General features: G+C 61.7%; 22 protein-coding genes and 1 pseudogene. 13 read left to right on the top strand and 10 right to left on the bottom strand.

The annotated features are described in order from the left end of the window. The 3 genes from PHF15_RS12665 to PHF15_RS12655 form a co-directional block, all read right to left on the bottom strand. Positions 1-2,970, bottom strand: a complete 2,970-nt coding sequence (locus tag PHF15_RS12665; RefSeq protein ID WP_300121570.1) for a M6 family metalloprotease domain-containing protein — start codon at positions 2,968-2,970, stop codon at positions 1-3. 197 nt (positions 2,971-3,167) lie between these two features. Continuing rightward, positions 3,168-3,521 carry a DUF2304 domain-containing protein gene (locus tag PHF15_RS12660; RefSeq protein ID WP_300121568.1) on the bottom strand — a complete coding sequence of 118 codons (354 nt, stop codon included), beginning with the start codon at positions 3,519-3,521 and terminating at the stop codon, positions 3,168-3,170. Then, on the bottom strand, positions 3,521-5,512 hold the full coding sequence (locus PHF15_RS12655; protein ID WP_300121567.1) for a tetratricopeptide repeat protein: 1,992 nt from the start codon (positions 5,510-5,512) through the stop codon (positions 3,521-3,523). The genes PHF15_RS12660 and PHF15_RS12655 overlap by 1 nt, the downstream gene beginning before the upstream one ends. Positions 5,513-5,582: 70 nt before the next feature. Between PHF15_RS12655 and PHF15_RS17015 the strand changes: the two are divergent. Together PHF15_RS17015 and PHF15_RS12650 are read left to right on the top strand one after the other, a co-directional pair. After that, positions 5,583-5,783 (top strand): annotated as a pseudogene (locus tag PHF15_RS17015) (DUF4124 domain-containing protein); the annotation flags it as partial. Positions 5,784-5,798: 15 nt separating this feature from the next. Further along, on the top strand, positions 5,799-6,278 hold the full coding sequence (locus PHF15_RS12650; RefSeq protein WP_300121566.1) for a lytic transglycosylase domain-containing protein: 480 nt from the start codon (positions 5,799-5,801) through the stop codon (positions 6,276-6,278). Here the strand turns inward: PHF15_RS12650 and dbpA are convergent. Then, positions 6,275-7,669 carry an ATP-dependent RNA helicase DbpA gene (gene dbpA, locus PHF15_RS12645; protein WP_300121565.1) on the bottom strand — a complete coding sequence of 465 codons (1,395 nt, stop codon included), beginning with the start codon at positions 7,667-7,669 and terminating at the stop codon, positions 6,275-6,277. The two genes, PHF15_RS12650 and dbpA, sit on opposite strands and share 4 nt — an antisense overlap. Positions 7,670-7,751: 82 nt before the next feature. On the opposite strand from dbpA, the gene PHF15_RS12640 reads away from it, so the two are divergent. Then, a complete protein-coding gene (locus PHF15_RS12640) occupies positions 7,752-9,266 on the top strand; it encodes a M48 family metalloprotease (protein ID WP_300121564.1) in 1,515 nt (504 codons plus the stop codon). On the opposite strand, the gene gshA is transcribed toward PHF15_RS12640, so the two are convergent. Further along, positions 9,254-10,816 (bottom strand): glutamate--cysteine ligase, encoded by a 1,563-nt coding sequence (gshA, locus tag PHF15_RS12635; RefSeq protein WP_300121563.1) that lies wholly within the window; start codon positions 10,814-10,816, stop codon positions 9,254-9,256. The two genes, PHF15_RS12640 and gshA, sit on opposite strands and share 13 nt — an antisense overlap. Positions 10,817-10,911: 95 nt before the next feature. Between gshA and PHF15_RS12630 the strand changes: the two genes are divergently transcribed. Together PHF15_RS12630 and PHF15_RS12625 are read left to right on the top strand one after the other, a co-directional pair. Beyond that, positions 10,912-12,348: an AMP nucleosidase gene (locus PHF15_RS12630; protein ID WP_300121562.1), complete on the top strand. Its 1,437-nt coding sequence runs from the start codon at positions 10,912-10,914 to the stop codon at positions 12,346-12,348. Positions 12,349-12,359: 11 nt separating this feature from the next. Beyond that, the gene (locus PHF15_RS12625) at positions 12,360-12,992 is read left to right on the top strand and encodes a methyltransferase domain-containing protein (protein WP_300121561.1); all 633 of its coding nucleotides are present in this window, start codon (positions 12,360-12,362) and stop codon (positions 12,990-12,992) included. A gap of 75 nt (positions 12,993-13,067) precedes the next feature. Here the strand turns inward: PHF15_RS12625 and purT are convergent, their stop codons facing one another. Continuing rightward, a complete protein-coding gene (gene purT / locus PHF15_RS12620; protein ID WP_300121560.1) occupies positions 13,068-14,309 on the bottom strand; it encodes a formate-dependent phosphoribosylglycinamide formyltransferase in 1,242 nt (413 codons plus the stop codon). A 169-nt stretch (positions 14,310-14,478) separates the two neighbouring features. On the opposite strand from purT, the gene PHF15_RS12615 reads away from it, so the two are divergent. The 3 genes from PHF15_RS12615 to PHF15_RS12605 are packed head-to-tail and all read left to right on the top strand — an operon-like array spanning position 14,479 to position 16,687. Beyond that, positions 14,479-15,402, top strand: coding sequence for an ATP-binding cassette domain-containing protein (locus PHF15_RS12615; protein ID WP_300121559.1), 924 nt, complete (start codon positions 14,479-14,481; stop codon positions 15,400-15,402). Then, entirely contained in the window at positions 15,399-16,208 is an 810-nt protein-coding gene (locus PHF15_RS12610; RefSeq protein WP_300121558.1) for an ABC transporter permease, read from the top strand. Before PHF15_RS12615 ends, PHF15_RS12610 begins: the two co-directional genes overlap by 4 nt. After that, complete coding sequence (locus PHF15_RS12605) at positions 16,205-16,687, top strand: hypothetical protein (RefSeq protein ID WP_300121557.1); 483 nt, start codon at positions 16,205-16,207, stop codon at positions 16,685-16,687. Before PHF15_RS12610 ends, PHF15_RS12605 begins: the two co-directional genes overlap by 4 nt. On the opposite strand, the gene PHF15_RS12600 is transcribed toward PHF15_RS12605, so the two are convergent. The 4 genes from PHF15_RS12600 to PHF15_RS12585 all read right to left on the bottom strand — a co-directional run bounded on the left by PHF15_RS12600 (position 16,688) and on the right by PHF15_RS12585 (position 22,299). Next, complete coding sequence (locus PHF15_RS12600) at positions 16,688-20,185, bottom strand: DEAD/DEAH box helicase (RefSeq protein ID WP_300121556.1); 3,498 nt, start codon at positions 20,183-20,185, stop codon at positions 16,688-16,690. After that, a complete protein-coding gene (gene lipA / locus PHF15_RS12595; RefSeq protein ID WP_300121555.1) occupies positions 20,160-21,167 on the bottom strand; it encodes a lipoyl synthase in 1,008 nt (335 codons plus the stop codon). The genes PHF15_RS12600 and lipA overlap by 26 nt, the downstream gene beginning before the upstream one ends. Before the next feature lie 92 nt (positions 21,168-21,259). Beyond that, entirely contained in the window at positions 21,260-21,991 is a 732-nt protein-coding gene (lipB, locus tag PHF15_RS12590) for a lipoyl(octanoyl) transferase LipB (RefSeq protein WP_300121554.1), read from the bottom strand. 2 nt (positions 21,992-21,993) lie between these two features. Continuing rightward, on the bottom strand, positions 21,994-22,299 hold the full coding sequence (locus PHF15_RS12585; protein ID WP_300121552.1) for a DUF493 family protein: 306 nt from the start codon (positions 22,297-22,299) through the stop codon (positions 21,994-21,996). Between the two features lie 155 nt (positions 22,300-22,454). Here PHF15_RS12585 and PHF15_RS12580 point away from each other — a divergent pair, with 155 nt between their 5' ends. Genes PHF15_RS12580 through PHF15_RS12560 form a run of 5 tightly spaced genes read left to right on the top strand, consistent with a single transcriptional unit; the run spans position 22,455 to position 25,170 of the window. Next, on the top strand, positions 22,455-22,874 hold the full coding sequence (locus tag PHF15_RS12580; RefSeq protein WP_300121551.1) for an ATP synthase subunit I: 420 nt from the start codon (positions 22,455-22,457) through the stop codon (positions 22,872-22,874). A 50-nt stretch (positions 22,875-22,924) separates the two neighbouring features. Further along, the gene (gene atpB, locus PHF15_RS12575) at positions 22,925-23,815 is read left to right on the top strand and encodes a F0F1 ATP synthase subunit A (protein ID WP_300121550.1); all 891 of its coding nucleotides are present in this window, start codon (positions 22,925-22,927) and stop codon (positions 23,813-23,815) included. 59 nt (positions 23,816-23,874) lie between these two features. Beyond that, positions 23,875-24,123, top strand: coding sequence for a F0F1 ATP synthase subunit C (atpE, locus tag PHF15_RS12570; protein WP_180128455.1), 249 nt, complete (start codon positions 23,875-23,877; stop codon positions 24,121-24,123). Between the two features lie 36 nt (positions 24,124-24,159). After that, positions 24,160-24,630 carry a F0F1 ATP synthase subunit B gene (locus tag PHF15_RS12565; RefSeq protein WP_300121549.1) on the top strand — a complete coding sequence of 157 codons (471 nt, stop codon included), beginning with the start codon at positions 24,160-24,162 and terminating at the stop codon, positions 24,628-24,630. 9 nt (positions 24,631-24,639) lie between these two features. Further along, complete coding sequence (locus tag PHF15_RS12560; protein ID WP_300121548.1) at positions 24,640-25,170, top strand: F0F1 ATP synthase subunit delta; 531 nt, start codon at positions 24,640-24,642, stop codon at positions 25,168-25,170. Positions 25,171-25,307: the final 137 nt, after the last annotated feature.

Genomic DNA, 25,307 nt, shown 5'->3' with positions numbered 1-25,307 from the left:
CTACTGCGCCAGCACTTCCACAATGCCGACCCCGGTGGTGTTGTTGAAGCCGCGCACAATCACCGTGTAGGCCCCTGGGTCCAGCGTGGTCAGGATGGCCGATTCCATTGCATTGGTGGGCGCCAGGCCGGTGGCGGTGATGTCAGCCGCATTGGTCGCAGTGCCCCAGTCGTCATTGCTGGCAATCACCGTCGGGCCCGAATACACCCCCATCATCGGGTCGGCCAGCACACCCGGCACGTTATAGGCCGACAGGGATGGCCCACGCGCCCGGATAAGCACCGTCCTGGGGCCGGTGCCATCAATGATGAAGCCGCCAATCATCACGTTGTCGCCGGTTTGCACCTGGCCCCGGGTGGAGATGTTGATCAGCGGCGCCGCCGGGTTGTCCATCTCCAGCACTTCCACAATGCCAACGCCCGAGGTGTTGCCGACACCGCTGACAATAGCCGTGTAGGCGCCCGGGCTCAGGGTGGTCAGGATGGCCGACTCGAGTGAATTGGTCGGTGCCAGCCCGGTGGCCGTGATGTCAGCCGCATTGGTCGCGCTGCCCCAGTTGTCATTGCTGGCGATCACGGTCGGGCCCGAATACAGGTCAACTTTCGGATTGGCCAGCACCCCGGGCACGCCATAGGCCGACAGCGACGGGCCGCGGGCGCGGATCAAGACTGTTTTGGCCGTTGCCCCATCGATGATGAAGCCGCCGATCATCACGCTGTCACCGGTTTGCACGCGGCCACGGGTGGAGATGTTGGAGAGGCTTGAATCCACCGGGTTGAGATCGAAGCTGGCCGCTACGCTCTGGTCCGCGCTCATGCCGACCACGCAAGTGCCGGTGCCCGAGCAGCCACTGCCACTCCATCCGGTAAAGGTGCTGTAGGCGTCTGGCGTGGCCGTGAGCGTGATCGAGGCGCCATCGCTATAGCCTGCGCTACAGGTGGCGCCGCAACTGATACCGGCCGGGCTGCTGGTGATGGTGCCCGCGCCAGTGCCTGTTTTGCTGACGGTCAGGATTTCAAGAATGCTAAAAGTGGCTGTAACGCTGCGCGCCGCGCTCATGCTGACCACGCAAGTACCGGTGCCCGAGCAGCCACTGCCACTCCAGCCTGTGAAGGTGCTGTAGGCGGATGGCGTGGCCGTGAGGGTAACCGTGGGGGCATCGGTGTAATATGCGCTGCAGGTGGCGCCGCAATCGATGCCGGCCGGGCTGCTGATGATGGTGCCCGCGCCGGTGCCTGTTTTGGCCATCGATAACGTGTAGCTGGGGGTGCTGGATGCCGTTTGCAGCGTCCCGGTCATGGTGCTCCCGGGCGCTGAAATGGCGCTGATGCCAAGGTTGCTGGCAGCGCCGCTGTAGTAGTTGGAGTTGGGCGTGGAGGTGCCATTGAACACCGCGCTGTTGCCGGAATAATAAAGAATGGTCTTGCAACCTCGTGATGAACCGCTGGTCGCTTTCAGGGAGCAAAGCGCAGTCGATGGCTCTTCGGCCATATTCCCCTGATGCGGGTTGTAGGTGTAGCGGTTAAAGCTGTTGGCCCATTTGGTGCCGATGTTCAGGTCGATATGCTGGATCAGCAACCCGCCGGTCCAGCCGCGCATCTCGGGCATGTAGTACATCCCGGCGTCCCAGCTCACTGGTGGACGGTTCTCGATGAGCCAGTATTCACTGCTACTCAGGACATTGTTCATCAGCATGACTGAAGCGTTGGGGCTGGCCAGCCCGCTGACGAATGTAAAACCGCTGCCACTGGCGGGATACTGCGGATTGGACCAGCCGAGGTATTGCCGGCTCCAGGCGTCGAGGCCGACCGGCGTTGCGCCGGCGGCTACATCGCCCGCTGTATAGCCCCAGGAGCCGCTAGCCATGAGGCTGAAAACCCCCAAACCCTGATTCGTGCCTGAGATGTCGTACAGATCAGGCAGGCCGCCCATGGCGTGGCCCATCTCGTGCGCAATCACGCCCATCGTCATTCGGGTGGTGGCGTCGTACATCTCTCCGTTCAAGGCCCAGTGGTCAACCCATTTGCCGCCGGCACTGACACCGCTGCCGCCCCAGGCGTGCGCCCAAATGGATGGCGACAGTCCTGAGCCAGCAGAGGTTTCGTAACCCGCCAGGACGAAATAGATGAGCGTTTCGTCAACGGAAATTGTGCCGTTGAGATTGGTGTCGAGCGCTGCAAAGTCAACATAGGGTGCGGCGGCGGCCAGCGCGTTGTTGATCCAGCCTGACTCGGTGGCATAACTGCAATTGATGCCGCAATTGGGATGGTTCTGCGCCAGCGTGACGGTGACGACCCCGGCGGGGCTGGCGACCTGGGTGTGAGGCACCGGCGATATCGCGAGGGCGTCAAAAGAATTGTCTTCGTAGTAAGTGGCCACGGAGGGGTCCACCGGGTTATGCACGACATTGTTCCAGTAGCTGGCGGCGCCGGAACTCAGGCTGACGCCCTTAAAATTAACCAGAATCACCAGTATTTTTTTGGTCCCGGTGACCAGTGTCGGCGCCCAGGTGCCGGTCAGCGCCGGGGTATATTGCGGGTCAGACTGTTGGATGCCTGGCGTTTTTGAAGCGCGGACGTTGTTCAGAAATTCTGCCTGGTACTCTTGCAGGCCGGTATTGGCTGGCGGGCGAAGCCCTTGCGGTGGCATCAGGCCCTGGGCTTTCATTTGTCTCTGGACGCTGGACGCGACGATGTTGCCCGAAGGAATCAATTCGCCAGCAGGATTTTGTTGGGCGTATTCGAAAAACCCGGTGGCCGGGTTCCTGACGACCGTGTAACCGTCGTCGGTTTCCATCCAGCCCTGAAACTCGTCGCCCTGCATGATGGCCTGAAACGTCGTGCCGTCAGGCTGCATGATCTGCTGCGGCACAGGGTTGGCCGGCCCCGCATGTGCCGGTTGCATGGCAGCCATCAGGGCGGCAAAAAACAACACCAGACGGGCAATCCACACGACAGCGACAGCTTGCATAACGAGTCCGGTTGAAAATTTGAGATAACGGCGTCACAGGCGGGAGAGCCCGCATGCAATTGGCGTGACGCGCAGGCAGAGTCTTGACCGGTCAAAAATATAGCATACACATGACTGGCATTGCTCGGGTACGGGATTGTCCGGGTTGCAATGTGTAACCAGGAGTAAATTTCTGTGGGCTTGAGCCGACATTGCACTCAATGCCCGCGCGGCGGGTCATCGGGCGCCTGCACGTCGAGCAAGGCAATGCGTTGATTGAGCCGGCGCAACTGGCGCTCAAGCCGGGTTTGCGTGATGTCCGAGTAAAGAGATTTGACCAGTAGCACCAGCACGGCCCCCAGCAACAGCGCCGCCGGCGGATAGCTGATGCCTACCCAGCCGGCAATGCGGTCAATCAGCCCCGGCCACAGCCCCAACAGCGCGCCCAGTGCGGCAATCACAATCCAGAACAGACCATGCAGAATGTAGATGTGGTCGCGGCGCAGCAAATAAATGATGACGACGGCCAGGCCCAAGCCAAGCAGACTGGTGGTGACTTGCAAATTGACCATCAGGGTTTTGTCGCGGGTTGGGTTGCGGCGGATGGCTGGGCCAGCAGTTGCTGAAGTTGAAGATAGGCCGGATTATTGTCATCAGTCTGCAGTGCCATGGCCAGGTCTTGCGCGCTGGCCAGGTGCTTGCCCATGGCGTAGTGGGTCAGGGCACGTGCGTAATATGCGGGGCCCGTGGGCCGCTCGGCAAGTTCAGGGTTCAGGATATCAAGTGCAGCACCAAAGTCATTTTTTCTCAGGTAGGCCATGCTCAGGCCAACTTTGTAACGCTGCTTGCCCGGGTTTATTTGAATAAGGATGCGGTAGGCAGAAATGGCTGCATCGTAGTTCGTGCTGGCTTGCGCTGACTCGGCTTGGCGCATGCGTGTGAATTCGGTGGCTTCTTCGGTCTGCGGGCGCGCCAAAGCCTGTGTAAAACTGGCGTAGGCCGGTGCAAATTGCCCCAGCGCATATTGCGATTCGCCGCGTTGGAAATAAAGCGCGGCCTCAGTAAAACCTTTGGCCTCGGCCTTGGCAAAGTTGTCGAGCGCCAGTGGGTGCTGGTTGAGTTGTTGCAAACTCACGCCCATGTTAAAGCGCGCAGACCCCAGTGGCTCACCCAGCGTTTCGGCCTGGGTAAACAGGTGCAACGCATCCTGGAACAGGCTGGCCTCCAGTTTCTCAGCGCCCAAATTAAGAAAGGGTCGCCAACGGCCCACGGCACTGGCCGGAGCCTGCAAGTCGATCTTGTCAGCGGCGTCAAGCCAGGCCACGGCGGGGCTGCGCAAACTGTGTATGCGCTCAAAACTGAATGCAGCCAACACGCCCACCAGGATCAGCACCAAAGCATCAACTTTGCGATTTGAAATGCCCACCAGTGGCAACGCCAGCAGCAAGGGCAGCGCCATAGACCAAAGGTAACTGCGGTAAAGCACGAACGGGTCTTGCAACCAGACCGTCGCAAATTCGGTGACAAACAAAAGGCAGGGCATCAGCAGGCCAAGCCCCACCAATCCCCACACATCGCCGCGCCGCAATACAAGCCAGGCAGAACCCAGCAGCAAGCAGAGCCAGGCCACGCCGCCAATCAGGCTTGCGCTGATCAGGGTCAGCGGAAACGCCGGGCGGATGTCGATCGACATCCAGCCCACATAAGGCACCAGCCACATCAGGCCATACTTGAAAAACAGCCCTGCCTGGTGGACGATGCTCAACAGATAAAGATGCTGGCGGATGCCGGGCTGCTGTTGTTCAAGTTGCAGGGCAAAGGCGCGGCTGGTTTCATCGAACACGGCACCGACGACGGCACCGTACTGGCTGTAGAGCACCGCGCCCACGGCCACAAGCAGAGTAGCAGCCAGGCTGATCGCAGCCATAACCCGCAGGATGGAAGGACGTTTGATGAAGACAAAAAGTGGCACGGTCAGCAGGATGGCTGTCACGGCATGCTCTTTGGCTGCCACCCCGAGCAGGTAGCACACGAAAGCAGCCACAAACCAGCCGGGTCGTCCACTGACAAGCCCGCGCACGAACCCCAGGCAGGCCAGAACTACAAACAAGGTCGCCATCAAAATGGAGCGCTGAATCAGGTAAGCCACTGCGTAAACGGCAACGGGGTTAAAAGCCCATAACGCCACCCCCGCGCGCGCTGCACCAGGCAACGATGATGCAAAATTTGGCTGACTTTTTTGCCCGTCACCCCAGCTGGCGCGCTCAAGCAACGCGAGCACCAGCGCATACAGTGCCAGCGCCGTGGCAATGTGCAAGCCTGTGTTGAAAAGGCGTTGCCCTGGCCAGTTTTCACCTAAAATATTTTGGACCCAGACAAAACTGCCGTATGACACCAGCCGGGTTTTGAGGTGCAGCAGGCTGCCGTATTGCGCAAAAATGGTGCCGTCGGTCAGACGGCCATCGTCAAATACCAGTTGGTTGTTCAAACCGAAGGCATACAACATTAAAATACCGGCTGCCAGGGCGACCGCGTACAGCGCGTGGGTAGATTTGGGCGTCATGCCAAATGATGTGATGGGTTAATTTGACTCATTTTTAATTGTAGAGGGTCGATTGAAAAGGGCTTTTGTAGTGGTTTTTTCATATTTATTGCGACACACCGCCGGGGTCAGTCTGTTTGCCCTGCTGTTTGCCGGCCTTCACTGCGCAGCTTCGGCTGATGTCTGGAAATACGTCGATGCAAACGGTGTGACTCAATTTACCAATGAGATGCCACCCAGGAAGGCAGAGTTGGTGATTCAATCGAATCATGAATCGTCTGGAACGGCACGCGCCAATGCGGCATCAATGCCGCACACATCAGCGCATACCACAGTCGCCGTCATCGATGGGTTGCCCGCGTACAAGGCGGCACAGGGCAGCATCAGTTCGGCTTCACAAGCTTATGGGGTTGACCTGGATCTGATCAAGGCCGTGGTGGCAACCGAGTCTGCGTTTAACCCGGGTGCCGTGTCAAACAAGGGCGCAGTGGGTCTGATGCAACTGATGCCCGCCACCGCCAGGCGTTATGGCGTGCTGGCTGAACCTGGTGCCACTGTGGTCAGCAAACTCAAAGACCCGGATTTGAACATTCACACCGGAACCCGCCACCTGGCCGACTTGCTGCGCCTGTTTGGCGGCCAAACCGAGCTGGCACTGGCCGCCTACAACGCGGGTGAAGGCGCGGTAGCGCGCGCCGGCAACCGCATTCCCAATTACAAAGAGACCCAGGCCTATGTGCTAAAGGTCATGGCGGTTTACCGGGTGCTGCAGGCTCGCGCTGTTTAAGTTCCCAGCAACCGCACCCTGACACTTTTGCCCTTGACCTTGCCGGCATTGAGCTTGTCCATGGCCAGGCGGGCGATGTCACGCTGAACCGCCACGAAGGTGGTGAACTCTGTCACCACGATTTTGCCGATTTGTTCACGACTGAAGCCGGCGTCGGCCGTCAAGGCGCCCAGCACGTCGCCGGGGCGGATTTTCTCCTTGCGTCCGCCCAGAATCTGCAACGTGACCATCGGCGGCAGCAGCGGGCCTTTGCCGGTGGGTGTGAGTTCATCGACCTTGTACCAGGTGGACGGCAGCTTCTGATACTGCTCGATCTTGCCCACCGCCCCCATTTCGTACATGGCGGCCAGGCTCAGCGCCAGGCCAGACTCGCCGGCGCGCCCGGTGCGGCCGATGCGGTGCACATGCACCTCGGGGTCGGGCGTGATGTCAACGTTGATCACGGCACTGAGTTCCTTGATGTCGATGCCGCGCGAGGCGACGTCGGTGGCCACCAGCACGGAAGTGCTGCGGTTGGCAAACTGCGCCAGTACCTGGTCGCGCTCGCGTTGCTCCAGTTCGCCGTACAAGGCTAGCGCGCTGAAACCCTGCTGCTGCAGATAGGTGACGAGGTCCTTGCATTGCTGTTTGGTGTTGCAGAACGCCAGCGTGCTGACCGGGCGAAAGTGGTTTAACAGTCTGGCTACCACTTCGAAGCGGGTGGGCCGGGTGACCTCGTAAAAGCGCTGTTCGATCAGGCTTTTTGCGGTGCCGTCTGCCACGGTGACCTGCTCGGGCGAGCGCATGAACTGTTTCGCCAGTTTCTCGATGCCCTCTGGGTAGGTGGCCGAAAACAGCAGCGTCTGGCGCTCGGGAGGGCACTGTTTGGTGACGGTCACGATGTCATCCAAAAAACCCATGTCGAGCATGCGGTCGGCCTCGTCGAGCACCAGCGTGGTGAGCGCGTCCAGCGCCAGATAGCCGCGCGCCAGGTGGTCCATCACGCGACCTGGCGTGCCCACCACAATGTGCGCGCCGTTTTCAAGCGACGCGCGCTGGCCGCGCAGCGCCACGCCACCGCACAGGGTGACGACCTTGATGTTGTCGAGCGCGCGCGCCAGCCGGCGCACTTCCACCGCCACCTGGTCGGCCAACTCGCGCGTCGGGCACAGCACCAGCGCCTGCACGGCAAAGCGGCGCGGGTTGAGGCGCTCCAGCAACGCCAGGCCAAAGGCGGCCGTTTTGCCGCTGCCGGTCTGGGCCTGCGCGATCAGGTCTTTGCCGGCCAGCGCGGTGGGCAGGCTGGCGGCCTGAATGGGGGTCATGGTCAGGTAGCCCAGCTGCCGCAGGTTATCCAGCGTGGCGGGATTGAGCCCCAGGGTGTCGAAGGACCGGGTGGTGGTGTTTGTCATGGCAGGATTATCGTGAATGCCCATGTGGGCAAAATGAGCTGGGCACAATAGGCGTTGTTGTCGATCTGAAAGGAGAACCCCCATGGTGCAAACACTGACCCGCCGCATCGGCTGGCCGCTGCTGCTGGCCACGCTGCTCACAGCCTGTGGCAGCGACATCGTGAACCCGGTGACCGGCCAGGCCGAGCGCTCGGTGATGAGCGAGCAGATGGAATTGACCGAGGGCGCCAAGTCGCACCAGCAGGTGCTGCAGGAATACGGCGTGGTCAGTGACGCGCGGCTGCAAGCCTATGTGAACAGCCTGGGCCAGCGCCTGGCCAAACAGTCGCACCGTGACCAGTTGACGTGGCATTTCACCGTGCTCGACAGCCCCGAGGTCAACGCCTTTGCGTTACCCGGCGGTTATGTCTATGTGACGCGCGGCATCATGGCCCATCTGCAGGATGAGGCCGAGCTGGCCGGCGTCATCGGCCATGAAATCGGCCATGTGACGGCACGCCACGGCGCCCAGCGCGCCACCCGCCAGCAGGACGCCGGCCTGGGTGTGCTGGCGGCGAGCGTGCTGGGCGCAGTGCTGGAGAGCCAGGGCGTGAGCGGCGCCGGGCGGCTGGCCAGCGATCTGTCGCAAACCGTGGCCTCAGGCTACATCGCCTCGTACAGCCGCGACCAGGAGTTGCAGGCCGACAGTCTGGGCGCCGAATACCTGGCGCGCACCGCATATGACCCGCGTCATATGGTCAACGTGATCAACTCGCTGAAAAACCTGGAGCGTTTTGCCGCCGACCAGGCCCGTGCCGCGGGCCGCTCCGCCCCGACTTCGGGCAGTTGGTTGTCCTCCCACCCGAGCAACGACCAGCGCCTGCAGCAAATCAGCCAACAGGCCACCCGGTTCAAAGGCAATTTCGCTGATGATGGCCGCAGCCGCTACCTGCAGGCCATTGCCGGTATGGCTTATGGCGAGAGTGCTGACCAGGGTTTGACGCGCGGCCAGAATTTTTACCATACCGACCTGGGCATCGCCATCACAGCCCCTGCGGGTTGGCAGATTCACAACGAGTCCAGCCAGTTGGCGCTGATCAATGCCGCCAGGGACGCCGCGTTAATGATCCAGGTGGCGCCGCCCAAGGCGGGGTCCACGCATGAGGACATTATTCGCAACCTGCTCAAGCCCAGCCAGGGCCGCAGCGAGCGCCTGAGCATCAACGGCTTGCAAGCGACCCGTTTTGTCGGCAGCCGCGCTTCCAACCAGGGCCAGCAGGCGATTGATGCCACGCTGGTGACCGGACCTGGGGGCACGGTGTTCGTGATGTTGCCCGCCGGCAAAAATGCCGCCGCGCTGCAGCAGGCCAGAGCCGGTTTGGCGCAGGCCCAGGGCAGCTTTCGCGCCATGGCGGCGCAAGACCGCGCCGCTGCCAGGCCCTGGACGCTACGCACCACAGCTTACCCCGCCGGCGGCTTTGCCCAGTTGGCCCAGCGCTCACCCCTGCCGCAGGCCGAAGCCCAGTTGCGGCTCATCAACGGTTATTACGGCGGTGGCGAGCCGCGCGTCGGCCAATCGGTCAAGGTGGTGGAACAAGCGCAGGCTTACGCAAAGTAAGCCGCCACAAAATCCTCGAACGGGACTTGCGGTGCGGCATCGAGCTGCTGCTGCGCCAGCAGCGATTGCTGCACGCTGGTTTTGAATTTGGTCAGCGTGTTGGCGGGCAGGGCGGTGGCTTGCAGGTCCCGGGTGTGGGTTTTTGACATCTCGAACGCAAAATTGAAGTAGCCGCCGTGCTTTCTGACGGCTTCAATCACCTGGGCCGACGGTGTGCGCTCGGGTTGGTCGATGCGCAGGCGCAGGTCTTGCAGTGCCTGCTGGTAGCGCTGACCACCGTAGGCGGTGTCGAGCATGGCGGCAAACGGCGCCATGTCGTCGAACAGCTCATGCGCCAGCGCGCGCAGCGGCTGCTCGTGGTTGTGCACCAGCAGTTGCAGGCCGGGTTGGCGGCCACGCGTGACCACGCGGTGTTTGTTTTCGTCGTTTTCACTTTGCTCGCGGCTGGTGATGGGCGGGCTGGCGCGAAACAGGCACATCAGCAGCAGCACGTCGGCAAACAGGCTTTGTTCGGGCGCAATGCCGATGTCGATGAACGGGTTCAGGTCGAACAGCCGCATTTCCAGATACTGCACGCCCATTGTGCGCAGCGCCTTGGCCGGGCGCATGCCTTCCGGGGCGATGCGCTTGGGGCGCATGGGGGCATAAAACTCAGCCTCCAACTGCAGCAGGCTGTCGCTGAGTTGCTTCCAGTGGTTGCCGTCGCGCACGCCCAATTCGGTGTAATACGGATCAGGCGTGCGGATGGCCGCCTCCAGTCCGTCGGTGTATTCAGCGAGCGAGTTGAAGTTGATGTTGAGCTTGTCTTGCGCGTGGTTCTGGTAACCGAGGTCGCTCATGCGCAGGCTGGTGGCATAAGCCCCGTGCAGGGTGCCGGGCACCAGTTCGGTCAGGTCACTGGGGTGGCCCTGCAAAAACGACTGGCACAGCGCTGGCGAGGCGCCAAACAGGTAGGGCACCAGCCAGCCGTAGCGCAAGAAGTTCCGGATCAGCCCAAAGCTGCGGTCGTCGATGAAGTCCTGCAAGTTGGCTGCGCCGCCGCAGCAGCCACGCAGGCTGAGCCAGAATTCTTGCGGCAGCGACCAGTTGTAGTGCGCCCCGGCAATGGTCTGCATGGCGCGGCCGTAGCGCAGGCCCAGGCCTTCGCGATAGACCATTTTGAAGCTCGCCGCGTTGGACGGGCCGTAGTCGGCAATGGCAATGTCGGCGTCAACGCCAATTTTGCAGGGCATTGAGCCCGCCCAGAGGAACTCGCCTTCAAGCTGCTGGGCGCTGAAACGGTGGATGTCTTTCAAGAATTCGAGCGGAAAACCTGGCTCGCTGGACGGCGGCGTAATGAACTCCAGCAGCGCCTCGGCGTAGTCGGTGGTGATCCAGGGGTGCGTCAGCTTGGCGCCCAAAGCTGGCGGGTGCGACGTTTTGGCGAGTTGGCCGCCGCGGTCCACCCGCAGGCACTCGCGCTCATAGCCGCGCTGAATCCCGCGCAGCAGCCGGGCCTGTGCCGGGTCGGAAAATTGGCGCACTTCGTCGCAACAGGTGAATTTCAGCATGACGGGGCTTGGTCTTTTTCGAAGTCGGGAAGTATGGCAGTTTTTACCCGGCGCCGCGTCGCGCCAATGTCATGCAGGCGTGAAACAATCAGTGCATGCCATACCTACCCGCTTTCATCGCGCCCATGCGCTTTAACGACCCGGCCGCCGCCTTGGCGCAGGCACGGCTGATCTATGACAACAGCATCGGCCACTTGCGCCAGGCCATGCAGCGCTATGTGGCGGGTGAAGACTTGCCCGGCCATGCGCGCGCCTGCTACCCGTTTGTGCGGGTGCAAACCGACACCGTGCGGCGCCAGGCCTCCAGAGAATCCGCGCGCCTGAGCTATGGCTTTGTCGCCGGTACGGGCCGCTTCGAGACCACCCTGACCCGGCCCGACCTTTTTGCCCGCTACTACCTGGAGCAGTTCACGCTGCTGCTGGACAACCATGGTGTGGCGCTTGAAGTGGGCACCAGCAACCAGCCGATTCCGGTGCATTTCTCCTTTGCCGAGAGCGACCATGTGGAAGGCAGCCTGAGCCCGCAGCGCCGCCAGTTGATGCGCGACGTGTTCGACCTGCCCGACCTGGCCGCCATGGATGACGGCATTGCCAACGGCACCCACGAGCCGCGCCCCGGCGAGGCACAACCCCTGTCGCTGTTTACCGCGCCGCGGGTGGATTATTCGCTGCAGCGGCTGCGCCACTACACCGGCACCGCGCCCGAGCATTTCCAGAACTTCGTGCTGTTCACCAACTATCAGTTTTACATCGACGAATTCATTGCGCTGGGACATGCGGCCATGCAGGACGCGGCCAGCGAATACATCGCCTTTGTCGAGCCGGACAATGCAGTGCGCCTGCCGCAAATGCCCGCCTACCATCTGGTGCGCCCGGACGGCAGCGGCATCAGCATGGTCAACATCGGCGTCGGCCCGGCCAATGCCAAGACCATTACCGACCACATTGCCGTGCTGCGCCCGCATGCCTGGATCATGCTGGGCCACTGCGCCGGCCTGCGCAGCAGCCAGCAACTGGGCGACTATGTGCTGGCGCACGGCTATGTGCGCGAGGACCATGTGCTCGACGAAGAGCTGCCGCTGTGGGTGCCCATACCCGCGCTGGCCGAAATCCAGGTGGCGCTGGCGTCTGCCGTGACGGAGGTCACGCAGCTCAAGGGGCCGGAGCTCAAACGCATCATGCGCACCGGCACCGTGGCCTCCACCGACAACCGCAATTGGGAGCTGTTGCCCGACAATGGCCCGCAGCGACGCTTCAGCCAGAGCCGCGCGGTGGCGCTCGACATGGAAAGCGCAACCATTGCCGCCAATGGTTTCAGGTTTCGCGTGCCCTATGGCACCCTGTTGTGCGTCAGCGACAAGCCGCTGCACGGCGAGATCAAGCTGCCCGGCATGGCCAACCACTTTTACCGCGAACGCGTGGACCAGCACTTGCGCATCGGCATCCGTGCGCTGGAATTGCTGCGCGAACAGGGCATCGACCAGCTCCACAGCCGCAAATTGCGCAGCTTTGCCGAGGTGGCGTTTCAGTAGGCAGGTCAGCCGTGTCCACCCCCTTGCATGTTGGACGGCTCGACGCGGTGGTCCGCACGCTGCGGGACAGTGGCGCAACCAGTGTGCTGGATCTGGGCTGCGGGCCGGGTGAGCTGCTGCTGAGATTGCGTGCTCATCCGCAGTTTGTGCAACTGCTGGGTATCGACATTGACGAACGGGTGCTGGCCGATGCGCGTTTTGCCCTTGGCATTGACTGGCTGCGACCCGACCCGCGGCTGAGCGTGCGCCTGGGCTCCTTCGAGGAGCCTGACCGCGACTTGAAGGGCTTCGATGCCGCCGTGATGCTGGAGACCATCGAGCACATCCCGCCCGGCCACTTGCCCCGGGTCGAGCGTGCCGTGTTCGACGGCATGCACCCGCGCCTGCTGCTGGTGACCACGCCCAACCAGGAATACAACGTGTTGCACGGCATGTCAGCCGGGCGAAAACGTCATCCGGGGCACCACTTCGAGTGGACCCGGGCCCAGTTTCAGCATTGGGCCGGAGGGGTGGCACAACGTCATGGCTACAGCGTCAGTTTTTCCGACCTCGGGCCACCGGACCCGGTGCGCGGCAGCTCGACGCAGATGGCGAAATTTGATACCTTGCGGGTCAGACCACTTTGCGAAGCAAACGTGCTCTGACCCCAACGAACCGAAGCCTTGCGGGTCAGACCACTCGCGCAGCGACGTGCTCTGACCCCAACTGATTAAATGACTTCAAACCGCTCGCGGCCTGACCTTTGACGCCGCCAGTTTGGCGTTGACGCGTGCCTGCTCGATGTCGGCATGCGCCGCCAGCGCCACGCCCATGCGGCGCTTGACGAAGCTCTCGGGTTTGCCGAACAGGCGGATGTCGGTGCCGGGCACGCGCAGCGCGTCATCGACGCCATCGAACACGACGCCCCTGGCAGCCACGCCGCCGTAAATCACGGCGCTGGCACCGGGGTTGCGCAGCGCGGTGTTGACCGGCAGACCCAGAATGGCGCGAGCGTGCAACTCGAACTCGCTTTGCCATTGAGTGGTCAGTGTGACCAGGCCGGTATCGTGTGGGCGCGGGCTCACTTCGCTGAACCAGACCTGCTCGCCCTTGACGAACAGCTCGACGCCAAAAATCCCCAAGCCTGAGGCCTGGCCGTCAAGCTCGATGCCGAGGTCGTCGGTGACGGTCTTGGCAATCTGGCGGGCTTTTGCCAGCGCCGCCGGGTGCATCGGGTGCGGCTGCCAGCTTTCCACGTAGTCGCCATTCACCTGCACGTGGCCCACGGGTTCGCAAAAATGGGTTTCGATCTGGCCGTTGGAGCCCTTGGCGCGCACCGTCAGCAGGGTGATTTCGTAATCGAAGTCGATGAAGCCTTCCACGATCACGCGGCCGTGGCTGACGCGACCGCCGGCCATGGCGTGGTCCCAGGCGGCCTGCACATCGGCCGGTCCGTTGAGCTTGCTTTGGCCCTTGCCGCTGGAACTCATCACTGGCTTCACGATGCAGGGGTAGCCTATCCCCGTTTGTCCGTTCGCGCCGTCGATGGCCGCCTGCAGTTCGGCCAGTGAGTCGCAAAACTGGTAGGGGCTGGTCGGCAGGCCGAGGGTTTCGGCGGCCAGGCGGCGAATGCCTTCGCGGTCCATGGTCAGGCGCGCGGCGCGGGCGGTCGGGATCACCCGCACCACGCCGGTGGCCTCCAGCACTTCGAGCATGGGCGTGGCAATGGCCTCGATCTCGGGCACGACCAGGTCGGGCTTTTCCTCCTCGATCAGTTCCTTGAGCAGCGCCGGGTCGCTCATGACGATGGTGCGCGTGTGGTGTGCCACCTGCTGGCCGGGCGCGTTGTCATAACGGTCCACGGCAATGGTTTCCACGCCCAGGCGCTGCAGCGCAATGATGACTTCCTTGCCCAACTCGCCGCTGCCCAGCAGCATGACGCGGGTGGCGTTGGGGGACAGGGGGGTGCCGATTGTGGTCATGAGGTTTTGCGCGTTGCCGCGTTCAATAAGGTAACAAGAAAATAACACGCTTGATTTTAGTAAACCTGCCATCTGCAGACATGATCTACAGCTTGCCGGACTCGGGTGTTGATGAAAATCAGTGATCGTGCAGCAAACCGGAGTTGCTGCCTCGGCGACAATTCAGCCCATGCCCGAATCCATCCTCTCTGTTCAACATCTGGTCAAGCGTTATGGCGGGGCCACGGTGGTCAGCGACCTGTCGTTTGCCATTGCGCCGGGCGAATGCCTGGGCGTGATTGGCCCCAACGGCGCCGGCAAAACCACCACCATCCGCATGTGTCTGGGCCTGACGGTGCCCGATGAGGGCACGGTGACGGCTTTTGGCCTGCAAATGCCGCGCGATGCGCTGGCCATCAAGGCCCAATTGGGCGTGGTGAGCCAACTGGACACGCTCGACCCCGACTTCAATTGTGCCGAGAACCTGCTGGTGTACGGCCGTTATTTCGGCATGAAGGACGCGCAGATTCGCGAGCGCATCCCGTCGCTGCTGGAATTTGCGTCCCTGACCAGCAAGGCCAATGCCAAACCGGGCGAGTTGTCGGGTGGCATGAAGCGCCGCCTGAGTCTGGCGCGTGCGCTGGTGAACAACCCGCGCCTGCTGCTGCTCGACGAGCCCACCACCGGCCTCGATCCGCAGGCGCGCCACCTGATGTGGGAGCGTCTGCAATTGCTGCTGGCCGAGGGCAAATCCATCTTGCTGACCACGCACTTCATGGACGAAGCCGAGCGCCTGTGCCACCGGCTGCTGGTGGTGGACCATGGCAAGAAAATTGCCGAAGGCGCGCCGCGCGATCTGATCCGGCAGTACTTGGAGCCCGACGTGGTGGAAGTGTTTGGCAGCGGCGCTTTGCAATTGGTGGATTCGCCCCTGAAAACCCTGGCGGCGCGGGTAGAAGTGAGTGGTGAAACCGTATTCTTCTACACGGCGGACGCCAAGCCGCTGATGCAGGCACTGGCCGCCCACCCGCAGTTGCGCACGCTGCACCGACCGGCCAACCTTGAAGACCTGTTCCTCAAGTTGACCGGCCGCCAAATCCGGGAGGACGCATGAGCGGCGCCATCAATCAATCGCACTGGCGCGCCCCGCAACTGTCCATGCGCTGGTGGCCGGTGTTTCGACGCAACTGGCTGGTCTGGAAAAAGCTGGCCATTCCGAGTTTGGTCGGCAACATTGCCGAGCCCCTGATGTGGCTGGTGGCCTTTGGCTACGGCATGGGCGCGCTGGTGGGCAAGGTCACGGTCGATGGCGTGCAGGTGCCCTATATTTTGTTTCTGGCCAGCGGCTCGATCTGCATGAGCGCCATGAACGCCGCCAGTTTCGAGGCGCTGTACTCGGCTTTCTCGCGCATGCACGTGCAAAAAACCTGGGACGGCATCATGAACGCGCCGGTCAATCTGGACGACATCGTGATGGCCGAAATGCTGTGGGCGGCGTTCAAGTCGGTTTTTACCGTGACGGCCATCCTGGTTGTGATGCTGGCGCTGGGCATCAGCTACAGCCCCAAACTGCTGGTGGCCTGGCCGGTGCTGCTGGGCGTGGGCATCACCTTCAGTTGCGTGGCGCTGATCTTCAATGCGCTGGCCAAGGGCTATGACTTCTTCACCTATTACTTCACGTTGTTCCTGACGCCGATGATGTTCCTCAGCGGTATCTTTTTCCCGCTGGAGCAGTTGCCACCAGTGGTGCGCGAGATTTCGCAATGGCTGCCCCTGACCAATGCGGTGGCGCTGGTGCGCCCGCTGTTCATGGACCAGTGGCCCGCCGACTGGCTGCGCCCGTTGGCGGTGCTGACGACCTACGCGGGCTTAGGTTTCTGGGTGGCGCTGGCGCTCACGCGCAAGCGGTTTCGGGCATGACTGAATTTACCGAAAAAATACAGCAGCCCCGCTTGTGGCGCGATGACGGCTGGACCGCCCGGGTAATCAAAAACGAAGACGACGACGGCTGGGCCGTGGCCATGTTCAAGGACGGCGAAACTGAGGCGGCACTGGTCGGCCCCTGGACCATGGGGCGCGACAAGAAGAACCCCAAACCGCTGGACGGTAATGCTTTCAGCACCCTGGTTAAAACCGCCAGCGAGTTTGTGCGCCGCAGCGAGCAGCAGTTACATGCCTCGCTGCACCAGAGCATCACCGTGACCGCCGGATCGACCCGCGTTGCCGTGTGTCTGGACATCGTGCCCGATGAGGACAACCCTTATGCCATGCTGAGCGCCAGGGACGAGGGCGACGAGCTGCTGGCTGAGGTGCGCGTGGCGTCGTCCTTCAAGCTCAACCGCAGCAGCGCCGTGGCGTGGGCGGAGGGCGGCTTTGCCCGGCCGGGCGAGTGCTCGTGATCAGTTCGAGAGCGGCTTGAGCAGCTCTGCCAGATCGCTTTCATTGAACAGCGGCTGCTTGCGCCCGACCGAGCCGCTGTACATGCTTTCGGCCAGCGCCGCCTTGCGGTCTTGGAGCGCCAGGATGCGTTCCTCGATGGTGCCTTGCGCCACCAGCTTGACCACCCACACGCTGTTGTTCTGACCCATGCGGTGGGCCCGGCCGGTGGCCTGGGCTTCTACTGCCGGGTTCCACCACGGGTCATAGTGGATCACGGTGTCGGCTTGCGGCAGGTTCAGGCCGGTGCCGCCCGCCTTCAGGCTGATCAAAAACAGCGGCACCTCGCCGCTGGTGAATCGGTCGATGAGCGCGTCGCGCTGCTGACTCTGGCCGGTGAGCTTGACCCAGAGGATGTTGCGTTGCTTGAGTTCGGCCTCGATCAGGCTCAGCATGCTGGTGAACTGCGAGAACAGCAAGATGCGCCGACCCTCGGCCAGCATCTCGGGCAGCATCGTCATCAACTGTTCCAGCTTGGCGGAGGTCTTGACCTTTTTGGCAGCTTCGAGTTTGAGCAAATGCGGGTCGCAGCAAACTTGGCGCAGTTTCAAGAGCGCATCCAGGATGGTGATTTGCGACTTGGCCAGGCCCTTGGCATCAAGCGCTTCGCGCACGGTTTTTTCCATTCCCAGGCGGATGGTCTCGTAGAGGTCGGCCTGCTTGCCCGATAGCTCGACGCGCATCACGGTTTCCACCTTGGGTGGCAGCTCGCTGGCCACCAGCGCCTTGGTGCGACGCAGCATGAAGGGCGTGATGCGGGCACGCAGCTGCTGCAGCGCCTCGGGGTCGCCCTGTTTTTCGATGGGGCCGCGAAACAGTTCGGCAAAACGCTTCTGGCTGCCCAGAAAACCCGGCATCAGGAAGTGGAACAGGCTCCACAGCTCGCCCAGGTTGTTCTCCATCGGTGTGCCCGACAGGCACAGGCGGTGCCTGCTTTTGAGCTCACTGGCCACCTGGGCAGCGTGGGTGTTGGCGTTCTTGATGTTTTGCGCCTCGTCGAGCACCACCAGGTGCCACTGCGCTTCGAGCCAGCGCTCGCGGTCGCGGTGCAACAGCGAATAGGGCGCAATCACGATGTCGTGGTCCATCATGTTGCCTGCCACCTCGTGGCGATCCTTGCCGTGAATCACCAGGCTGCGCAGCTCGGGGCAGAAGCGTTCGGTCTCGCGCTGCCAGTTGCCCATCAGGCTCACCGGTGCAATGATCAACGCCGGGTGGGTCAGACGGCCGGCGTCTTTTTCAAGCTGGATATGCACCAGGGTTTGCAGCGTTTTGCCCAGACCCATGTCGTCGGCCAGAATGCCTGCCAGACCATATTCGCGCAAAAACTGCAACCAGTTCACGCCTTGCTGCTGGTAGGGGCGCAGTGAGGCGTTGACGCTTGCGGGTGCCAACACTTCGGGTAATTCGGTGCGGCCTTGCAGGCGCTGCACCAACTCGCGCAGGTGCTGCGCACCCTGCCAGACCGCTCCTTCGCCCAATGAGGCGGTGGTGCGCATGGCGTCCAGCCGCGAGAGCTTGAGGCTGTCGCCTGCAAAATCATGGGCGCGCTCGCCCACCAGTTCCAGCAGCGCGCCGAGCCATGGTTTGAGGTTGTCGGTGGGCAGGCGGATAAAGCCGCCGCTGGGCGCGGGCAGGTACACGAAGTGCGGCATGTCGGGCAGGCCGGTGGCGGCGTCACGCGGGCTGCGCGCCGCCACTTTGATAAGCTCGGGCAGCAGGGGCAGGATGTTGTGGCGCACGCCGTTGATTTCCATGCCCAGGGACAGGTCAAACCAGGGTGAGGTGGCCTCGTCGTCGCTCTGGGCATCCAGGCGCACATCCAGCGCCTCGCCGTGCTGGATCCAGCCGGCAAGCGTATCGTCCAGCGTCACGTCGAAGCCGGCCTCGCGCAGCGCGGCGTAATCGGTATCGGCCCACTCCAGCCAGAGCTGCTGCGCTGGGCTGCCCTGGATGCCAAAGACGCCGTTGCCAGTGGCACTCAGGCCGAGTTGCACCAGGCTGGTGATGGCTTCGAGTTCGGCCTGCGGGTCGCGGTGCAGCAGCAGGCGGCCCTGCGCGTTGTCGATCAGCACCGTGGCGCCCTGGCCCACCCACCAGCCGCGGTGACCCGCGTAGTCAAAGCGCAGCGTGGCCTGCATCAGGCCCGACACCGGCGCGTCGGCGGGCGCCACGGGAGCCAGATGCAGGCAGGCCCCGGGCGCGATGCCGGTCAAGGTGGGCAACGGCTCCAGAACGGGCGGCAAGGGCACCGGCCCGAGTCGCTCGGCCAGCTCGGCCTGGTGTTTTTTCAGAGCAGTCGTTTTGAGCGGCGGGCTGCGCAACAGCACCGCCACCTGGCCCAGACTCATGTTCGCGACACGGGCCAGGCCGCAGATGCCGTGCTGGCTTTCCAGGTAGAGCGGCGGATTGTTCAGGCACAGTTGGGCCAGCGAATGGTCGAGCCTGGCGCGCAGCACCCAGGCGCTGTCATTGGTTTGGGATTGCGTGACCTCGTGCCATTGCCAGAGCACGTCCAGCGGCGGGCCCCATTGCGCGGGTGTGGTGGGTTGCCCGTTTTTGTCACCGATGAAAAGACGCCCGGTGCTGGCTGCCAGTTCGAGCGCCTGCACGCCGAATTTTCCCTCCACCGTGACGCGTGACTTGGCGCCATAGCTGTAAAAATAGGCGCTCGCGGCGCTCGGCATGGTGCGCATCAGTTGTAGCACGTCGCGGTCGGCCTCGGTCGCGAGGTCGTACACCGGCTGGCCGTGTTCCGGCGTGGTCTTGATGGGCTTGGCCTTGGCCCAGCCGCCGTTGACCTTGGGGTAGGACACCACGGCTTCGAGGGTCAGCAGCGGCTGCGGGCCTTGCGCTGCGATCACATTGAGCAGGTACAGAAACTGCTCGTGGCGCAGGTTTTGACCGCTGCGCTCGGCTGCCAGCGGTGCCTTGGCGCCACCACGTTCGATTTCGCCGAGCCAGCGGATCACCTGGTTCTCGGCCTCGAGCTGGGCCGCAGCCTGGCGCCGCTCCAGGTCAGCCTGGCGCTGTGCCGCCAGTTGCTGTTCGGTAAGCGGTTTGAAGCTGGGTGCCGATGCGCTGGCGCCCAGGATTTGCTGGCCCTTGTACGCCGCCTTGACCATCAGCGCCACGCCGTGCTTGCACTGGTAGCCGACCGGGCAGGTGCAGTCGCTGTCCCATTCCAGCACACGGCCATCGGGGCTGCGCTTGACTTCGATGGACACCGCATAGGGCAGGCGGGCGCTGCCCTGCACGTTGCCCAGCAGCAGCCAGTTGTCTGTCTGCGGCTCGATCGACAGGCTCAGCACGCGCTGGTTGCGGTACAACTCCAGACCACGCGCGTAGGTGGCGGTGTCGCAGCGCTGCACCAACGAGGCCAGGTCCAGCCAGAGACTGGAGGCGTGCCAATGGGTTTGCATGAACGCGGCTTCCTCAGGCTGACGTGTGGCCCATCGCATGGCCGGCCTGCTGGTCGGCGTGGTAGCTCGAGCGCACCATGGCGCCCACTGCGGCGTGGCTGAAGCCCATCTCGTAGGCCTTGACCTCGAACATCTTGAACACGTCCGGATGGACGTAGCGCTTGACCGTCAGGTGGGACGTCGATGGCGCCAGGTATTGGCCGATGGTCAGCATGTTGATGCCATGGGCGCGCATGTCGCGCATGACTTCCAGAATTTCCTCGTCGGTTTCGCCCAGGCCCACCATCAGGCCGCTTTTGGTCGGGACGTCGGGGAACAGCGCCTTGAACTTCTTCAACAGGTTCAGGCTGAACTGGTAGTCCGAGCCTGGGCGCGCTTCCCGGTACAGGCGCGGAATGGTTTCCAGGTTGTGGTTCATCACGTCGGGCGGGGCTGCCTTGAGGATTTCCAGCGCCCGGTCGTCCCGGCCGCGAAAGTCGGGCACCAGCACCTCAATTTGCGTTTGCGGCGATTTGGCGCGAATGTGCTCGATGCAGGCCACAAAATGCCCGGCGCCGCCGTCGCGCAGGTCGTCGCGGTCGACGCTGGTGATCACCACGTATTTGAGTTTGAGCTGGGCGATGGTGTTGGCCAGGTTGACGGGCTCGTTGACATCGAGTGGGTCGGGACGGCCATGGCCGACGTCGCAAAACGGGCAGCGCCGGGTGCATTTGTCACCCATGATCATGAAGGTGGCCGTGCCCTTGCCAAAACATTCGCCAATGTTGGGGCAACTGGCTTCTTCGCACACGGTGACCAGTTTGTTGCTGCGCAGGACGTCCTTGATTTCATAAAAGCGGGTGGTGGGCGAGCCCGCCTTGACGCGGATCCATTCAGGTTTGCGCAAAACTTCACCCTGCACCACCTTGACCGGGATGCGCGACAACTTGGCCGCCGATTTTTGCTTGGCCGTGGCGTCGTAGCTTTCAGCGCTTTGGGGTTCTCGGACCGTGTTCGTGTTGGATTCTTTGACTGTGTTCATGTGCTGCTTTGTAGGCTGTCACTGCGAGCGTAGCGCGGCAGTCCATGCATTTGGTCGTCATGGATTGCTTCACTGCCTTCGCAACGACGGCATCAGGGGGCGAGGTAAACGGCAAGTTTCTGGCTGAACACGTCAGCCACTTCCTGCCAGCTGGCAAAGACGCCAATTGTAGAAAGGTCCACCGTTTGCAGTCCCGAGTAACCACAGGGGTTGATGCGCGAGTAGGGCTCCAGGTCCATGGCCACGTTGAGCGCCATGCCGTGGTAGCTGCAGTTGCGACTGACCTTGATGCCCAAAGCGGCGATCTTGCCGAGGCCGGAGAAATTGGGGTCAGAGCCGTTCCGCTGCGCGGCCGGATCCGACCCCAATTCAACGGGATCCGACCCCATTTTTACCGGCCGCTGCGGCAGCAGCGCATGGCCAGACGGGTCGTCGAGCCGAACGTAAATACCCGGCGCGCCTGCCACGCGGTGGCCGGTGATGCCGAAATGCAGCAGGGTGCGGATGACAGATTCTTCAATGCGGTAAACATATTCCTTGACGAAATAGCCCGCGCGTTTCAGATTGATCAGCGGGTAGGCCACTACCTGGCCGGGGCCATGGTAAGTCACCTGGCCACCACGGTTGGTGGCCACCACAGGGATGTCGCCTGGGTTGAGGATGTGCTCCTTTTTTCCCGCCAGCCCTTGCGTATACACCGGCGCGTGTTCACACATCCATAAAACATCCGGCGTGCTGTCAGAGCGTATGGCGGTGAACGCCTGCATGGCGGCGTAGGTGGGCTCGTAGGGCACGCGGCCCAGAAACTGCACATCCATCGGCATGGCTACAGCACCACCTTGACCATCGGATGGGTGGACAGCGTGCGGTAAATCTCGTCAAGCTGAACACGACTGGTGACGTTGACGGTGATGGTGACACCCAGATAGTTGCCTGCCTTGCTTTCGCGCAACTCGATCGTGCCAGCATCGAACTGCGGGTCGAACTGCAGGGCAATATGGGTGACGGCGTGCACCAGGCCGTCCACTTTGGCACCCATCACCTTGATCGGAAATGCGCAAGGATAGGTGATGAGCGAGGGCTCATTCGTGCTGGGCACGCTGACTGAATTGGCAGGGGGCTGATCGGACATGATGCGGATTTGGCTGAATTTCGAGGGTGGGTTTCTACGTATAATGTGAGGCTGATCTGGCCCTGACGAACTGTAAAGTAAGCGTAATGTAAATGGTGACAATACCACCTTCAAAGGCGCCGAACTCCGGGTTCGATAGCGAGCTGCCAGATGTTGTGCCATTGACCCGCTCGCAAGCGCAGGCGCTGGCAGCGGCCCATCCGGCAGTTTCTCTCTGGTGGGTGGTACTGGGTCAGGTGGCGGTGGGTGGTTTGACTACCCTGGTGGCCTGGTTGGTGTTTGGCGACGGTGTTGCCAAGTCGGTGGCGTGCGGGGCGTTCGCGGTTGTCTTGCCTGCGGCTTTGTTTGCGCGCGGCCTGACCAGCCGTTTTGCCAGGGCCAATCCGGGCATGGCGGTGATGAGCTTCTTTGTTTGGGAGCTGGTCAAGATTGTGATGACGATCGGGGTGCTTTTTGCGTCCCATCGTCTTGTGGAAGACTTGAATTGGCCAGCCATGCTGGTGGGCCTGGTTCTGACTCTCAAGGTGTACTGGCTGGCGCTGGCGTTCAAACGCAAGGCCAAACCGGTGCGGTAAAACATGTTGAACGATTGCCTGACGGCAAAAGTAAAAATCAAAGAGTAAAGATGGCTGCTGAAGAACACGCTGCGCAACAAGGTCCCACCGCTGGTGAGTACATTGGTCACCACTTGCAACACTTACGAACGGGCGAGCAATCGGGTGTCATCGACATGTCGGTGTTCAACCTTGACTCCATCGTCTGGTCCATCCTGCTGGGCTGTCTGGGTCTTTTTGTCATGTGGCGTGTGGCCAAAAGCGTGACGGCCGGCGTGCCAGGGCGCATGCAGGCTGCGGTAGAAATCCTGCTCGAAATGGTGGACACCCAAGCCAAAGGTATCATCCACAATGCCGAGTCGCGCAAATTTGTCGGTCCCCTGGCCTTGACGGTATTTGTCTGGGTGTTCTTGCTGAACTCCATGGACTTTTTGCCGGTGGATCTGCTGCCGTTGGTCTGGGAAATGATTTACGGCGCTGCCGGTGGTGACACGCACCATGCCTACATGCGTGTAGTGCCCACCGCGGACTTGTCCACCACGCTGGCCATGTCTTCATCCGTGCTGCTGATTTGTCTGTACTACAACGTCAAGATCAAGGGTGCCGGCGGTTGGGTGCACGAATTGGTCACCGCCCCTTTTGGCACCAGCAAGAACCCCTTGTTTGCCCTGATTCTGGGTGTCCTGAACTTCAGCATGCAAATGATCGAATTCACTGCCAAAACCGTGTCGCACGGCATGCGGCTGTTTGGCAATATGTATGCGGGCGAACTGGTTTTTATGTTGATTGCACTCATGGGTGCGGTCGGTTTTGGTTCTGCCACGGGCATCGCCCTGTGGTTCGGACATTTGGTGGCAGGGCTTGGTTGGGCAATCTTTCACATTTTGATTGTTGCCTTGCAAGCCTTTATTTTCATGATGCTGACCCTGGTGTACGTGGGTCAGGCGCATGAGCACCATTAACGGTTTGTCAGTCGGTTTCTTTCTTTTTCTTTTCAACTTGAATCCATAGGAGCTTTTAAATGGAAAACGTGCTTGGTTTTGTGGCGTTGGCCGCTGGTTTGATCATTGGTCTGGGTGCTGTCGGTGCCTGTATCGGTATTGGCATCATGGGTAGCAAATACCTCGAGGCAGCCGCTCGTCAACCCGAGTTGATGAACGAACTGCAAACCAAAATGTTCTTGCTGGCTGGTCTGATTGATGCTGCTTTCCTGATCGGTGTCGGTATCGCGATGATGTTTGCGTTTGCCAATCCGTTCGTTTTGAAGTAATTCTCTTCGCCTTTCATTCACTAGAAAGGGGTTGTTGTGAGTATTAACGCAACATTCTTCGCGCAACTCGTGGTGTTTTTCCTGTTGGTGGTCTTCACGATGAAATTCATCTGGCCACCCATTGCAAACGCACTGGACGAGCGCGCACAAAAAATTGCAGACGGTCTGGCTGCCGCCGACAAGGCCAAAGTCGAGCTTTCATCCGCCAACAAGCGGGTCGAGGACGAACTGTCCAGGTCGCGCACCGAAACGGCTGGCCGCCTGGCCGACGCCGAACGGCGTGCCCTCACCATCATTGAAGAAGCCAAGGCCAAAGCCGCTGACGAAGGCAACAAGATTGTTGCCGCCGCCAAGGTGGAAGCCGAGCAGCAAGCCGTCAAGGCACGCGAGTCCCTGCGCGAGCAGGTCGCTGCCCTGGCCGTCAAGGGCGCCGAGCAGATTCTCCGCAAGGAAGTCAATGCCGGCGTGCATGCTGATTTGCTGTCTCGTTTGAAGACCGAGCTGTAAGAGGACGACATGGCCGAACTTGCCACTATTGCCCGTCCCTACGCCGAAGCCCTGTTCAAAGCCAGCGCCGCTAACGCCAAAGCCGTGTTGGCATGGCTTGACGAGCTGGCCCGCGTGGCACAAGAGGCCCAGTTGCAGCAGTTCGCTGACAGCCCCAAGGCCACCCACGCGCAGGTGTATGAGGTCATTGCGGGCGTCATGAAGTCAAAGCTGGACGACCATGCGCAAAACTTCATCCGCACCGTGATTGCCAACGACCGCCTGGCCTTCGTGCCTGAAGTCGCCGCGCAGTTCCGTGCCTTGGTGAATGCACAGAGCGGCTCCAGCGATGCCGTGATCTATAGCGCCTTCCCCATCGAAGGCGCGGCGCTGGCCGAGGTGTCGCAAATGTTGGAGAAGCGTTTTGCACGCCAGCTCAATGTGTCGGTTGAGTTGCAGCCTGAGCTCATCGGAGGCATCAGGGTGGTCGTGGGTGACGAAGTTCTTGACACCTCTGTCAAGGCCCGTCTGGAACAAATGAAAATGGCATTGACGGCTTGAGGCTCTGCCTTGAACCGTTGGCCCCACTAATGAAAGAAGGAAAGAGTCATGCAACTCAATCCCGCAGAAATTTCTGAACTGATCAAGAGCCGTATTGAAGGCTTGTCTGCCACTGCAGACATCCGCAACCAGGGCAC

Source organism: Rhodoferax sp. (assembly GCF_028689295.1).
Lineage (GTDB): Bacteria > Pseudomonadota > Gammaproteobacteria > Burkholderiales > Burkholderiaceae_C > Rhodoferax.
This window is presented reverse-complemented; position numbering and strand designations above follow the sequence as displayed.

What these genes read in the sequence shown, in the direction of transcription:
- PHF15_RS12665 (WP_300121570.1), bottom strand. Translation starts at nt 2,970, where the DNA reads ATGCAAGCTGTCGCTGTCGTGTGGATTGCCCGTCTGGTGTTGTTTTTT.
- PHF15_RS12660 (WP_300121568.1), bottom strand. Translation starts at nt 3,521, where the DNA reads ATGGTCAATTTGCAAGTCACCACCAGTCTGCTTGGCTTGGGCCTGGCC.
- PHF15_RS12655 (WP_300121567.1), bottom strand. Translation starts at nt 5,512, where the DNA reads ATGACGCCCAAATCTACCCACGCGCTGTACGCGGTCGCCCTGGCAGCC.
- PHF15_RS12650 (WP_300121566.1), top strand. Translation starts at nt 5,799, where the DNA reads ATGCCGCACACATCAGCGCATACCACAGTCGCCGTCATCGATGGGTTG.
- dbpA (WP_300121565.1), bottom strand. Translation starts at nt 7,669, where the DNA reads ATGACAAACACCACCACCCGGTCCTTCGACACCCTGGGGCTCAATCCC.
- PHF15_RS12640 (WP_300121564.1), top strand. Translation starts at nt 7,752, where the DNA reads ATGGTGCAAACACTGACCCGCCGCATCGGCTGGCCGCTGCTGCTGGCC.
- gshA (WP_300121563.1), bottom strand. Translation starts at nt 10,816, where the DNA reads ATGCTGAAATTCACCTGTTGCGACGAAGTGCGCCAATTTTCCGACCCG.
- PHF15_RS12630 (WP_300121562.1), top strand. Translation starts at nt 10,912, where the DNA reads ATGCCATACCTACCCGCTTTCATCGCGCCCATGCGCTTTAACGACCCG.
- purT (WP_300121560.1), bottom strand. Translation starts at nt 14,309, where the DNA reads ATGACCACAATCGGCACCCCCCTGTCCCCCAACGCCACCCGCGTCATG.
- PHF15_RS12615 (WP_300121559.1), top strand. Translation starts at nt 14,479, where the DNA reads ATGCCCGAATCCATCCTCTCTGTTCAACATCTGGTCAAGCGTTATGGC.
- PHF15_RS12610 (WP_300121558.1), top strand. Translation starts at nt 15,399, where the DNA reads ATGAGCGGCGCCATCAATCAATCGCACTGGCGCGCCCCGCAACTGTCC.
- PHF15_RS12605 (WP_300121557.1), top strand. Translation starts at nt 16,205, where the DNA reads ATGACTGAATTTACCGAAAAAATACAGCAGCCCCGCTTGTGGCGCGAT.
- PHF15_RS12600 (WP_300121556.1), bottom strand. Translation starts at nt 20,185, where the DNA reads ATGCGATGGGCCACACGTCAGCCTGAGGAAGCCGCGTTCATGCAAACC.
- lipA (WP_300121555.1), bottom strand. Translation starts at nt 21,167, where the DNA reads ATGAACACAGTCAAAGAATCCAACACGAACACGGTCCGAGAACCCCAA.
- lipB (WP_300121554.1), bottom strand. Translation starts at nt 21,991, where the DNA reads ATGCCGATGGATGTGCAGTTTCTGGGCCGCGTGCCCTACGAGCCCACC.
- PHF15_RS12585 (WP_300121552.1), bottom strand. Translation starts at nt 22,299, where the DNA reads ATGTCCGATCAGCCCCCTGCCAATTCAGTCAGCGTGCCCAGCACGAAT.
- atpB (WP_300121550.1), top strand. Translation starts at nt 22,925, where the DNA reads ATGGCTGCTGAAGAACACGCTGCGCAACAAGGTCCCACCGCTGGTGAG.
- atpE (WP_180128455.1), top strand. Translation starts at nt 23,875, where the DNA reads ATGGAAAACGTGCTTGGTTTTGTGGCGTTGGCCGCTGGTTTGATCATT.
- PHF15_RS12560 (WP_300121548.1), top strand. Translation starts at nt 24,640, where the DNA reads ATGGCCGAACTTGCCACTATTGCCCGTCCCTACGCCGAAGCCCTGTTC.